Here is a 12,430-nt window from a genome sequence, read left to right as displayed (position 1 = left end):
TCATCAATGTATTTTTGTATTTATCCTTCTCTTAAAAGACAGCATTACGGATATTGCAAATACGCCTGTGAGCAGCAGGGCCACCAGAGGAGCGACGGGCAGCGTAAACTCAAAACCCGCCCAGACGCCAAAGGCGCTCACCAAGAGAGCTACCAGCGGCGCAACTATGAACATGCTCTTTACATTAAAGCAGAACTGGCCAGCTATGGATGCAGGCGTCACCAGCAATACGAATATCAAGAGGCCGCCCACAATGTTGAGGCTGAGCGCCACGGATAGGGCAATAATGAATAATAGTACGTAATATACGAGCTTAACCCGGACCCCGGCTGACTCGGCGATCTTCATGTTGAACATGATGGCCGAGATCTCTTTGTAGAACGCTAAAACGAAGAGGATGGAAAGGCAGCAGATGGCAGCAAGGGCATAAATCTCCTCCCGGTATAAAGATATGACATCCCCAAATAGAAGGCTGCTTGCGGAGAGCCCTTTGCCCATATACTCCATATAAGAGATCAAGAAGATGGCCACTGCCATGGACAGGGAGAATAAAACGCTTAAGGTGGCATCGGCCGCCATCTTGGCCTTCTCGCTAACCGGACCGATGAGAGCTGCCACTCCCATGCTGAAGGCGATGGCAGCCATCTGAGCATTCGCTCCCAGGAACATGCCCAGAGCCGCACCGGCAAAGGCAGCATGGGACATGGTAAAGCCAATTGAGGAGAGGCTCATCCTGGAGATGATCACCCCCAGGATGCTGCAGGCGACGGAGGCAAAGATCATCGCCTCCAGGGCATGGCAGACCACATTGTTCTCTATCAGCCACTCGAGCATCTTTCCTTGACCTCGCACTCCTTTCTGATTATCTCCTCCACCTCCCCCGCCTGGCAGCTCAGGTCGCCGGTGATCCTGCCCCGGTTCATGACCACTAGATGAATGGGAATATCGGGGAGTCCATCGAATGCATGAGCCACCATGAGGATGGGGACCCCCTGCTGCACCATCCCCTTGAACACATCCTGCAGGAACTCTCTGGCCCGAAAATCGAGATTGCTGAATGGCTCATCCAGCATGAAGAGATCCGGCTCCTTGGCAATGTTATGGGCGATCATCACCTTCTGCTGCTGGCCGCCGCTGAGGGTGCCTATGGTTTTGTGTGCCAGGTCCTCGATACCTACTGTTTTTATCGCCCTCTGCACGGCATCATAGTCGGACTCCTTCGGGCGGCTCAACAGTCCCTGACGGCCAAAGCGTCCCATCATCACCACCTCCTGGGCGGTGAAAGGGGTGAATGGATCGAAATAGAAGTTCTGAATGACATAGCCCACCCTCCTTCTCACCTCAAAGCCACGTCGGCGAACATCCAGGCCGCAGACACAGGCCCTACCATGGGTGATCTTGACCAGGCCGTTGATCGACTCCAGCAGGGTGGTCTTTCCCGCGCTGTTCGGGCCGCCGATGACCACATACTCCCCCCGATCAACCTCCAGGGAAAGATCCTTGATAACCGGCTCTGAGCCGCCCTCATATGCGGTGTAGATGCTCTCAAGAACTATAGCTCTCAAAAGACGCTCACCCATGGTCCCAATCCGGACGCAGATCCGCAGTGAAGAGATCAGTATCGGCCATGCGGTACATCTTCTCAGCCAGCTGCTCGATGAGCAGGTCATGCTCTTTTCCGCTCTCTGAGGTAAAGGCAATCGGCCTGGGAATGATGACCAGCTCCCTCTCCCCGGCAGCGAAATGACAGCGGATCTCGTTGCTGGGGACGATCCGGATGTTTCGCTTGCCCAGGGTGCAGCCACTGCCGATCTGCACTCCGTCGGCGAGGCAGGATTGAGGAGGCTTATCCTGGCAGAAGACCTCTGCCTTCATCTGGAAGGGATCGGAGCAGAGGTTCTTGCGGGCATATCTGCCGATCATATAGCCCAGGACGATGTAAGGCCCGAGATGGCCATGAAATGCCGCCAAGTCCTCGATGGTATACTCTTTATCCATGCCAGTGTATCTGCATTTGCCCTCTTGGTGGTCCATAATCAGACTGCCTCCACATGATATGCCTTTATTCTGAATTTAAGTGCTACATATTAAATGTTTGTACGCAAATGTTGTTACTAAATCTCTGTCATCCACTTCTGGATCTGCCCCATTTCTTCTTGTATTCGTTCCTCTCGATGAGGTTTATCAATTCCTCTTCGATAAAGGCAATCCTGACGAGGCTGCACGCGGATTAGAGAAATAGAAATAGCAGAAATAATATCATAATATTAGCCACTTCGATTAACGAGTATTCCATAGCGGTAATCCTAAGCCCTAACGATCCCTGGAAATAAGAGATATTAGTGGGGACGCCAATTCTGAAGCATCCTATGCCCAGGTGCAAAAACCTGGCTATAAACAGCAGTAGAAGACAGCTGACGATGGAAAGAGAGCCCTCACGAAGCAATGTGCCTGAAGCCACCAGTGCAGCGCTCTGGCTGACCAGGCTGGCCATGAGAACTATCAGGCTGGATGATGAGAATCCAAGGGGCTCGACCAAGCTGTTGTATCTCTCCACAATGGGCAGTACCAGCACATATTCAATGGCCAATTGGGCTAGAAAGATGGTGGGGACCAGCACCTTGATGATGTTGATGGACGAGGATAGGCACTCCTTAAGACCGGTTTTTAGTATCGCCACCCATCCATACCATTGTTCTGGATCTTCTTCGCACTCCAATGTCAGCGCCTTGGCTGAGAGCAATCGTCTCGCGGCAAGGATGCCGATGCCAGCCACAAAGAAGTTGGCGAGTAGATCCAGGCATACGTAAAGGCCGCCGGTTTGAGGGCCCAGAACGGAGAGGGCCACTGGCAGCGAGAAGATGAGCATGCTATTCAATCCCTTGGGAATAAATCCCACTAAAACGGCCACAATCAGTTCACAATCGGTGATCTGCCTCTTCCTGTCATGGTCAGATAGCGAAAATAGGGTGAGCGGCGAATGACATTGGCCAGGAAAAATCCAATCACGATCGGTGGGATCATGACCTGAGATATCTCCACAGTGGCTATGAGAGCGGTATAAAGGGTCATATCGATATATAATATAGTGATATATTTATATTATTATCCTGCGATCTCGTGTGCCTCCACTAAGATTGTGCCTCCACTAAGATTGCGCCTCCACCAGCCGGGCATATCTCCCTTTCCGGGCGATGAGATCCTCATGCCTTCCCTGCTCTACTACCCGTCCCCCATTTATGACGAAGATCCAGTCAGCATCCACCACAGTGCTCAGCCGATGAGCGATCATGATGGTGGTGCGACCCTCTCTCCTTTCCATCAGAGCCTCTTTGATTGCCCTCTCGTTCTCTGCATCCAAGCTGGAGGTGGCCTCATCCAGGACAAGTATGGGCGCTCCCTTAAGAAGAGCTCTGGCGATGGCGATCCTCTGTCGCTCTCCGCCGCTGAGACGAACTCCCCTCTCTCCCACCAGGGTATCATACCCCTGGGGCAGGGTGATTATAAAATCATGAATGCGGGCCCTGCTAGCGACCTCTTCCACCTCGGCATCGCTAGCTTCTGGCCGGCCTAACCGGATGTTCTCTCTGATGCTATCGCTGAAGAGGAAGACATCCTGAGAAACCACAGAAAACAAACGGCGTAGCTGCATCATGGGATAGCGGCGCAGATCACTTCCACCGAGCAATATCCTTCCCGCTTCCGGATCCCAAAAACGGAGCATCAGATTGATCACTGTGCTCTTTCCTGCTCCGCTCGTCCCCACCAGTGCCACTGTCGATCCTGCGGGAATCTCCAGGCTGATGGAGCTTAAGATTAAAGGCTCATCCGGAGCATAGCGGAAGCTGACATCCTGCAGAGAAATGGATGGCTCTATGGATTCGATCGGAACTGCCGGACCCAGACCGGACTCGTCCCTTACCGCTGGCTGCTCATCCAATAGAAGAAAGAGTCTGCGAGCAGCAGCGCGGGTCAAAGAGAGCTGCTTGGAGATCTCGACCACTGAGGTTATGGAGAGAAAGACGCTTGAGGCCAGGATCATGGTGATGGGAAGAAAGCCTGGCGCAAGGGAATTCTGCCTGACCAGGATGCTGGCACATAGGAGCACGGCAAGAGTCCCTGCAGAGACGATGCTGATCTTCGCTGCGCTTTGCAGCCCGATGTTTCTCGCCTGCCTGGCCTGCAATGCCAGCAGTGTGGCAGAATTTTCAGATAGCTCTTCTAATCTTTGTCTGCTGTAGCCGAAAGACAGGATCTCCTTCATTCCCTGAATGGTATCCAGCTCCTGGGAGTTGAGAAGTGCCTGCTGCCCCCTCAACCTCTCCCCTAGAGTTGTGCCCAGCCAGAAAGCCAGCCTGGGCATGAGGATCAGCAGGATGAGAAAAATGAGCAATGCCTCTGCCAAAAGCAGGTTGATGGTTGCCAGAGCGGTGAGAGCGATGATGGGGACGATAAATGCTACTACCGCTGGTCCTGCTGTATGGGCGAAGAAGAGCTCCAGCAATTCTATGTCTGATACTGCTGTGCTGACCAGATCGCCCGTGCGCCTCCTGGCAAGCTTTGCCGGAGCGAGGGGCTCTATGGCCCAGAAGAACTCGTCCCTCAGGTCGACCAGGATGCGGAATGCCGCCACATGAGATAGATAAGGGCCTAAATAGCCAAAGGTCCCTCTGGCCAGGCCGAGGATGATCATGGCGGCAGCATAGGGATAAAGCTCCTCGATGGCCGTGCCGGCCACCGCCCGGGCGAAGAGAGCTGCACCAAGAACGGCAACGCCGATTCCCGAGACCTGTCTTAAGATCTCGGATATGACGGCCAGGCTCATCAGTCCCAGATGAGGGCGAATAGGATAGATCAGCCGGCGCCAAACCGATCTGGAATCAAGAACGCCTCTTATCATGGCCCTCCTCCCGCCACAGCGGCGAGATTGCTGCCAACTTTCATGGGGAGAGCATTCTCGTCATCCCTGCATTCTGGCATATCCAGGGACTGAGCCGCCACCAGGTGGGCATAGATGCCTCCTTTAGCCAGCAGCTCCTCATGGCCGCCGGACTCGGCGATTCTCCCCATTTCCATGACTAAAATGCAGTCCGCCTTTCTGACTGTGCTCAGCCGATGGGCGATGATCATAACAGTGTGCTGGGCCTGCAGACGGCCGAGGGCCTTCTGGATGTCCTCTTCGTTCTCGGCATCGATGCTGGAGGTCGGCTCATCCAGGAGGAGAATCGGTGCCCCCTTGAGAAGGGCGCGGGCAATGGCGATTCTCTGCCGTTCTCCTCCGGAGAGAAGCACTCCCCTCTCGCCTATGACCGTCTGGTAGCCTTCAGGAAGCGCTACAATGAACTGATGAGCGTTGGCTGCTGTTGCCGCCCGGACGATCTCTTCATGACTGGCCTTGGGATTTCCCAAGCGCAGGTTATTCTCCACGGTATCATAGAATAGGTAGGACTCCTGAGCAACCAGAGCCATTTGGCTGCGCAGGAAATTGAGGGGCAAGCTGCGAATATCATGGCCCCCCAGGAGCACTCTGCCCTCTTGGGGATCGTGGAAGCGGAAGAGAAGATCGATGACTGTGCTCTTGCCAGTTCCTGTCGCCCCAACCAAAGCCACAGTGCTGCCTGGCTTCACCTCAAACGAGATGTTATGCAAAACCGGCCTATCGCCGTGATAAGCGAAGTGAACCCCCTCAAACCTGATCTCCGGCTCAATAGCAGAAGGTGCTGTATCTTGGCCATCCCGGACCTCAGGCATCTGATCTAATAGCTCGAATATGGCGTTCGCGGTTCTTTTTCCCAGCAGGCTGTAGTGATGATATAAAAGCAGATGGCTGACGTGCTCGTAGAAGAGCGAGCCCAGCAAAAGGACCATGACCAGTTTGTCCATCGATAGGCTACCCTGGCTGAGGCGGAATGATGAGACGATCATGGTCAGGGAGTAGCCCAGAACTGGGACCACCTCGGAGACGAAACTGGCTCCGAAATAGAGCTGCAGGCTCTGCACCAATGCCTTCTCCAGGTTCCTGGATCTTCTATGAAGCTCTTGCCCCCGGCGTTCTGCCTGGCTGAAGAGCTTGAGGGTGGTCAGTCCCTGCAGGCTCTCGGCAAAGTAAGCAGACAGCTCCCGGTATGTCTCCCATGCTCTTCTACCCACCTTCCACTCCTCCAGATTGGTGAATATCAGCAGGGAAAGGGGGACCAGGGGGACAAAAGCCATAAGCATCAGGGCGGAGATCAGGTCTACATAGATGGCAAAGCCCAAAAAGAGGAGAACGGGCATAACCAGACAGAGAGCCATATAAGGAACATAAAGCCCCACGTAGGCCTCAAGCGCCTCCACTCCATCCAAGACCGTGGTGGCCAGGGCGCTTGTGTTGCGCATCTCGACGAAAGAGGGACCCAGATCGAGAAGATGCTGATTGATCCTCTTTCGGACGCTGCTCTTGACCATGGCGGCGGAACGCTGGGCGGTGATATCTATGGAGGCCTCGGCAATGGCTCGCAGGCCTATGGCCGCCAGCATGCCTGAGAACAGATCCAGCATGGAGAGGAGAGTGCGACCATCATATATTCCCACGATGATCCTTCCCGCCAGGAAGAGGAGGGCGATGTTGGCAATAGATCCCATCAGGCCAGACAAGAAGGTGAGGGCGATCCAGCGCCTTGCACCAGGGGCGAACTTCAGAATCCGTTTGTCGATTAAGCCTTCCATGTTCTCCTTCTTTTGCCGCAGCCCTTCTCCTGCGCCGTAAAATTAAATCCTGTCGTGTTACACTCGTTAATAAATCTGTCGTAGGAGATATTATAAATTCATATTATTATCTTGCTTTGGAGGGTAAATGAAAATAAATTGGCTTCTGCTCGCTAGAGTTGGTAAGAGGGTATTCGTTTCCCATGGATTTTATCCATTCAGACGCTGATCGAATACCCCCATATTCTCCATCCGCCTGCATTGGATGGCTCACGACATACGCTTTAAATAGCACTTTGTGCAGAAAAGTTAATATTATATCATCACTTCATCGATTCCTGTGTAGGTGGTATATTTTGAAAGAAAAGAGGAATTTCGCCCTCCGAGATGCTTCGGGCAATGAGGTTGGCATCTATACGGGAATGGCACCCAGGCAAGCAGCCCTCAAAGTGGCGAGCAGAGGAGTCAAGGATATAAGGCTGAGGGAAAGGGGCACAAAAAAGGTCCATATCTATCAGGGCAACAGAAGAAAGGTCAAGAAGCCAAAGAACGCTCCTGCCTGGATGCCCGATAAGATCTGGAAGCCGACGGTAAAGAAGATTGGGATAGAGAAGCTGGAGAAGATCTGAACTCATCGTTACTCTGTCGGGGGCAGCGGCCAGCACATCTCCCGTGTTGGCCTTTTTATCTGCCTGAGTCCTCATCCTGTGCAGTAACAATTTTCTTATTTTGATTATGATTAAATTCTAATACAGGTTTGATTGATATGCCTACATGCGACCGCTATCTTCTCCTGCTTGCCGGATGGATCGCTTCGGCTGCAGGATGGAGGGCGGGGCAGAGGAAAGATGGTGATGATACCCTTAAAAGCACTAATGCTGGCCTTTGCATTATTGATGCTCTCTGCATCGGGCAATGGCTATGTACTGCATATATTCGGCAATGCCAATCTCGACGATGATATCAATGACCAGGATTTAGCATATCTAGAGAGGATAATAGAGGGAACCGAAGAGCCGACATGGCTCTCTGATGCGGACAATAATGGAGAGATCGACGAATCAGACATCTCACTAGTGCAGAGCATCATCAACGGAACCCCTAGCGAGATCACAATCGTTGATTCAGACAATAAGACAGTGACTGTAAAGCAGCCCCTGGAGAGGCTGGTGGTCTATACCCATCAGTGCGCTGAGATCCTCCAGCTCCTGGGGGCAGAGGAGAAGGTGGTGGGGGTCAGGGACACATTCGCTGAGCAGCCCAACAGGTTCCCGCGGTTGAGCAAGTACCAGAGCATAGGCAGTGGTGGAGAGCCCGATGTGGAGGCGGTCTTAAAGACCAATCCCGATGCCATCCTCGCTTATACCTGGTACCCATCTGAAGAGTCGCTGGACGATAAACTTCCCCCAGAGGTTGAGGTCCTGCGATTCGATTGTGAGTGCAGCGGCCAGGGCCCCGACGACATGAGAGAGAGGGTCCGGTTGCTGGGAATCCTGATGGGTGCAAGGGATAGGGCAGAGGAGTATCTGCAGTGGCACGACGCCATCCTCGACCAGGTGGAGGATGAGGTCCGGAAGATCCCCCAGAATGAACGGGTGCGGGTATACCTGGAGAGCACGCCCGAGGGCGACCGGCCCATGAGTTCCCGAACGGCTATTGGCACCGGCCATGCAGCCCACAAGCTGGTGGAGATGGCAGGAGGTGTTAACATCGCTGCCGGCCGCCTTCCTGGATATGAGGATACAGCCTTCGAGTATGGCGAGATAGAGACTGAGTGGGTCCTCTCCCAGAATCCGGAGGTCATCGTAGGCCGGGCCATGGGCCCAGGGATCAGGCCTTATGAAAATGTCAATGACAGCCTCCTTGAAAGCTACGCCCAGGATATCAGGAGCCTGCCGGGATTCGATGAGGTCCGGGCCGTGAAGAACGATGGGATATACATCATAACCAATGACTATGCAATAACGCCCAACTACCCCTCTGCCGTCCTCCTTCTGGCCAGATGGTTCTATCCGGATCGATTCGCAGATATCGACCCCCAGGCGGCTCACCAGGAGTATGTGAATATGATGGGCTTGGACTACGATGTCCGAGAGAAGGGCGCGTTCTTCTTCTCTGAAGAGCAAGCAGAGGATCTATGACATTTTTCAGCTGAGATTGATGAATTCGACAACTACCAAAAGAAAGGAGATGCTATAATTGAGTGCAGATAAAATCTTTGTATTGGCACTGGTTCTCCTCGCCAATATCATTCCCCTGTCATCGGGGTCAGGCTATGTGCTCCATGTTTTTGGCAATGCCAATATGGACGGCAAAATCGACCAGGAGGATATAGCCACCCTCAGAGAGATCATCAGCAATAATATGAGTCCCACAGGCCTGGCCGATGCCAACCTCGATGGCGAGGTTGATTTGCGGGATATAGCCCAGGTGGAGATGATCATCAATGGAACGGAGAAGGAGCTGAGCCTTCTGGACGGGAACGATTTGCCCATCACCATCAATAAGCCAGTGGAGAGAATCGTGGTCGAATACCTGGACAATGCCGATCTGATGCAGATTCTCAAGAAGACGGATAAGGTAGTGGGGGTGGACCTGGCAGTGGCCAAATCCCCGGCGGAGTTTCCAGAGATGTCCAACCGGACGTGCGTGGGAGCCATGCACAAGGAACCGGACTATGAGAAGGTATTGAGTCTTGATCCCGATCTTCTCCTGGTATTCTCCAATGTCACCCAGGAGAAGGATAAGAACCTGCCTGGAGTGCCAGTGCTCTTTGCCGGCCTGTACTATCCCGACCTGCTCAAACCTGAGACATCTGCTTTCACCGATGCAGTGCGCAAGCTGGGCTATGTTCTTGACGCGCAACAGGATGCAGAAGAGTATATCCAATGGCATATGAATTCGCTCAATAGACTGGTTGAGAGCACAGGAAGTATTCCTGATAGCGAGAGGCCGACGGTCCTGGTGGCCGCCTATCCCGAAGCTGATGAGAAGACCATCTTCACCTTTGCCCAGATAGACACCCTTACCAGCATGGTGGATCTGGCCGGCGGGAGAACGGTGGCGTCTGATCTGCCTGATTTTATGAAGTCCACCTATAGAATCGAGGTGGACCCGGAGTGGGTCTTGCAAGAAGATCCGGATTATATCGTTTTGCTGGTTGTTGCCACCACTTACAGCGGATTGGTGTTGGATCCGCCCAGCGGCTATGATGCCGATGATCCCACTGGAATGAAGGAGGCTCTGGAGGCCTTTATGAGCCGTCCGGAATATGCCAACCTCAAAGCGGTGCAGAACGGCGATGTCTACATATTGAGCGGCAACCTCAGAAACGATGCCAGCAAAGGCCTTATTGGCGCAGCCTACCTGGCGCGGATATTCCATCCAGATGAGGCGGAGATGGATCCCGAGGAGCTGCATCAGGAGTACTTGCAGAGGTTCCTGGGGCTGGACTACGATTTGGATGAGCACGGAGTATTCATCTATCCGCCCCCTGATCAAGGGCTCCGGAGAGCTGGAGGGGGTGCCGGATGGTTATTATGCTGCTGTATCCTATGAAGGGGCTGCCAAAGCCTGAGAAGAAAGAGTCGACAGGGCACAAGCCCTGTCCAAATTTTTATCAATGCGGGCCAATTTTAGTAATATTTTTCTTTTGATAGTTATGATTAAATAGTAAAATATGCTGATAAGTATCATTGTGATAGAAAAAGGCTGCTTTTGATCGACCGATATGGTCTGCTCTGGCATGATCGAGCGGCCTGACATAAGGAGACTGGAAATGAAGAGATGCTTAATAGCAGTGATTATGCTCTGCGGCCTTTTGGCGCAGGCATCGGCGGGAGACTATATCCTTCATATCTATGGCAACGCCAATATGGACGGGACCATAGATATGAAGGACATAGAATATCTCCAGGAGATAATAGCAGGATCGGTTAATGCTTCTCCCCTGGCAGATGCCAATTTCGACGGTAAGGTTGATGAAAATGACATATCCCAGGTGGAGATGATCATCAATGATTCTCAAGAGAATATCACCATACTTGACGGAAATGGAAAGCCGGTGACGGTAAGGCTGCCCGTGGAAAGGGCCATCGTCGAGCACCTGGACAATTCAGAGATGATGATGATCTTGAAACGGACGGATAAGGTGGCGGGTGTGGATCTGGCCATGTCCAAATCAGAGAAGGAGTTTCCCGATCTGGTCAAAAAGACAAGCGTATCCGGCTTCTCTCCAGCCACAGATCCCGACTACGAGCAGGCTTTGAGTTTGAGCCCCGACCTCCTCCTCACCTTCTCCAACAAGACCGCAGAGAAGGAAGAGAAGATGCCAGAAGTGCCTGTTGTCTTTGCCGGACTATACTATCCTAACCTGATCAATCCAGAGAATTCCTCCTTTACCGATGCCGTGCATAAGCTGGGGTATATCATGCAGGCGAGAGAGCAAGCAGAGGAGTACATCGATTGGCATATCAGCAAGATCGATGAGATCAAGTCATACACCGAGAATCTAGCCGAGGAAAAGAGGCCTAAAGTGCTCATAGCCACCCTGCCAAAAGAGGGAGATAATTCGATATTCACCTATGCAAAGATCGATACCTTAAGCCAGATGGTTACTTTAGCCGGAGGCAGAAGCATCGCCGAAGATCTGCCCGCCTACCTGGAATCAAGCTACAGAATCGAGGTGGACCCCGAATGGGTCATTAAGAGCGATCCCGATTATATGATATTCATCACCATTGTTCTCACTCCGCCAATAGGATACGACTCTGATGACATCTCAGGCATTTCTCAAGCACTTTTATCATTCAAGAGTCGCCCGGAGTATGCCAATCTCACAGCTGTCAAGAACAACCAGGTCTACATCATCAACGGTAACCTGAGAAACGATGCCAGCAAAGGGCTTATCGGGGCTGCCTATCTGGCGCGGATCTTTCATTCTGACAATGTAGATCTGGATCCCGAGGATCTGCATCAGGAGTACTTGCAGAGGTTCCTGGGGCTGGACTACGACCTGGATGAGCACGGAGTATTCATCTATCCACCCCTGATCAATGGCCCCGGAAAGCTGGAGGGGGTGCCGGATAGCTTCTATCAAAGCTATGCAAATGATTCTGAGGCAAGAGCTCAATGAGGCTCCAGGCAATTCTGCGCCATTGTGCTCAAATTTTTTATAATTTTGAAAAACCCGGGGACCGGTCAAGGGAATTTCAGGCTTGATCGATGGCTGATTTGCACTTGCATGCCATTGCCGAATTCTTCGCCTCCAAAGCCCGTCTCTGAGCTATATTGCTACTAATAGCAAAAGTTTTATTAACTAGTAATATCTCTATAGGGAATACAGCGACAGAAAGCTGGTTGACCTCCTTTACCGTCGTCCGCCTGTCGTCGGTCTCCGGCCTCTGCCAGGGCCGGACTCCTCTTCTGAAAACATCGGGAGTTCATAGCGATTGAGGCTAATATGCCATGACCTTGCTTATGATCACAGACATAAGAAAAAGCATCTATGACAGTGGATCGGATATAGTCACTGCGGTATTTATGAATGGAGAGGTCCGTGGTGGCGACAAAATCAGGTTCCCGGATGAGAATATTCTTTTAGCACTGGAGAGCGCCACCGCACAAAAGGATATCCCGGCAATTGGGGTGCATTGCGGTGACCAGTATATCCGCATGCGGGCCAATCCCGGCCACGGTCTGGCTGTCGGAGAAAGGATAAGACTGGAGAGCATATAGAGCAAAG

Annotated in this window: 12 protein-coding genes; 5 read left to right on the top strand and 7 right to left on the bottom strand. The window is 52.4% G+C overall.

Annotation, left to right across the window (positions count from 1 at the left end; all coding sequences use genetic code 11):
• Window positions 1-3 precede the first annotated feature (3 nt).
• The 7 genes from MCON_RS09135 to MCON_RS09110 form a co-directional block, all read right to left on the bottom strand.
• Window positions 4-834, bottom strand: a complete 831-nt coding sequence (locus MCON_RS09135; protein WP_013719702.1) for a metal ABC transporter permease — start codon at window positions 832-834, stop codon at window positions 4-6.
• Entirely contained in the window at window positions 819-1,565 is a 747-nt protein-coding gene (locus tag MCON_RS09130; RefSeq protein WP_013719701.1) for a metal ABC transporter ATP-binding protein, read from the bottom strand. Before MCON_RS09130 ends, MCON_RS09135 begins: the two co-directional genes overlap by 16 nt.
• A gap of 7 nt (window positions 1,566-1,572) precedes the next feature.
• The gene (locus MCON_RS09125) at window positions 1,573-2,034 is read right to left on the bottom strand and encodes a formylmethanofuran dehydrogenase subunit E family protein (protein ID WP_013719700.1); all 462 of its coding nucleotides are present in this window, start codon (window positions 2,032-2,034) and stop codon (window positions 1,573-1,575) included.
• Window positions 2,035-2,230: 196 nt separating this feature from the next.
• Window positions 2,231-2,911 carry a hypothetical protein gene (locus tag MCON_RS09120; RefSeq protein WP_048132244.1) on the bottom strand — a complete coding sequence of 227 codons (681 nt, stop codon included), beginning with the start codon at window positions 2,909-2,911 and terminating at the stop codon, window positions 2,231-2,233.
• A gap of 2 nt (window positions 2,912-2,913) precedes the next feature.
• Window positions 2,914-3,072 (bottom strand): hypothetical protein, encoded by a 159-nt coding sequence (locus MCON_RS16220; protein WP_157863756.1) that lies wholly within the window; start codon window positions 3,070-3,072, stop codon window positions 2,914-2,916.
• 76 nt (window positions 3,073-3,148) lie between these two features.
• A complete protein-coding gene (gene cydC / locus MCON_RS09115; RefSeq protein WP_013719698.1) occupies window positions 3,149-4,900 on the bottom strand; it encodes a thiol reductant ABC exporter subunit CydC in 1,752 nt (583 codons plus the stop codon).
• Window positions 4,897-6,708 carry an ABC transporter ATP-binding protein/permease gene (locus MCON_RS09110; RefSeq protein WP_013719697.1) on the bottom strand — a complete coding sequence of 604 codons (1,812 nt, stop codon included), beginning with the start codon at window positions 6,706-6,708 and terminating at the stop codon, window positions 4,897-4,899. Before MCON_RS09110 ends, cydC begins: the two co-directional genes overlap by 4 nt.
• A gap of 335 nt (window positions 6,709-7,043) precedes the next feature.
• Here MCON_RS09110 and MCON_RS09105 point away from each other — a divergent pair, with 335 nt between their 5' ends.
• From MCON_RS09105 to MCON_RS09085, 5 genes are all read left to right on the top strand, one after another.
• Window positions 7,044-7,316, top strand: coding sequence for a non-histone chromosomal MC1 family protein (locus tag MCON_RS09105; protein WP_013719696.1), 273 nt, complete (start codon window positions 7,044-7,046; stop codon window positions 7,314-7,316).
• Window positions 7,317-7,448: 132 nt separating this feature from the next.
• Window positions 7,449-8,828, top strand: coding sequence for an ABC transporter substrate-binding protein (locus tag MCON_RS09100; protein ID WP_232844271.1), 1,380 nt, complete (start codon window positions 7,449-7,451; stop codon window positions 8,826-8,828).
• Window positions 8,829-8,886: 58 nt separating this feature from the next.
• Window positions 8,887-10,245 (top strand): ABC transporter substrate-binding protein, encoded by a 1,359-nt coding sequence (locus MCON_RS09095; protein ID WP_013719694.1) that lies wholly within the window; start codon window positions 8,887-8,889, stop codon window positions 10,243-10,245.
• Between the two features lie 220 nt (window positions 10,246-10,465).
• Window positions 10,466-11,821 (top strand): ABC transporter substrate-binding protein, encoded by a 1,356-nt coding sequence (locus tag MCON_RS09090; protein WP_157863755.1) that lies wholly within the window; start codon window positions 10,466-10,468, stop codon window positions 11,819-11,821.
• A gap of 332 nt (window positions 11,822-12,153) precedes the next feature.
• Window positions 12,154-12,423, top strand: coding sequence for a hypothetical protein (locus MCON_RS09085; RefSeq protein WP_048132243.1), 270 nt, complete (start codon window positions 12,154-12,156; stop codon window positions 12,421-12,423).
• Window positions 12,424-12,430: the final 7 nt, after the last annotated feature.

This window comes from Methanothrix soehngenii GP6 (assembly GCF_000204415.1).
Lineage (GTDB): Archaea > Halobacteriota > Methanosarcinia > Methanotrichales > Methanotrichaceae > Methanothrix > Methanothrix soehngenii.
This window is presented reverse-complemented; position numbering and strand designations above follow the sequence as displayed.

Bases quoted from the DNA above. Each gene is read 5' to 3' on its own strand.
- MCON_RS09135 (WP_013719702.1), bottom strand. From the start codon at position 834: ATGCTCGAGTGGCTGATAGAGAACAATGTGGTCTGCCATGCCCTGGAG.
- MCON_RS09125 (WP_013719700.1), bottom strand. From the start codon at position 2,034: ATGGACCACCAAGAGGGCAAATGCAGATACACTGGCATGGATAAAGAG.
- MCON_RS16220 (WP_157863756.1), bottom strand. From the start codon at position 3,072: ATGACCCTTTATACCGCTCTCATAGCCACTGTGGAGATATCTCAGGTC.
- cydC (WP_013719698.1), bottom strand. From the start codon at position 4,900: ATGATAAGAGGCGTTCTTGATTCCAGATCGGTTTGGCGCCGGCTGATC.
- MCON_RS09110 (WP_013719697.1), bottom strand. From the start codon at position 6,708: ATGGAAGGCTTAATCGACAAACGGATTCTGAAGTTCGCCCCTGGTGCA.
- MCON_RS09090 (WP_157863755.1), top strand. From the start codon at position 10,466: ATGAAGAGATGCTTAATAGCAGTGATTATGCTCTGCGGCCTTTTGGCG.
- MCON_RS09085 (WP_048132243.1), top strand. From the start codon at position 12,154: ATGACCTTGCTTATGATCACAGACATAAGAAAAAGCATCTATGACAGT.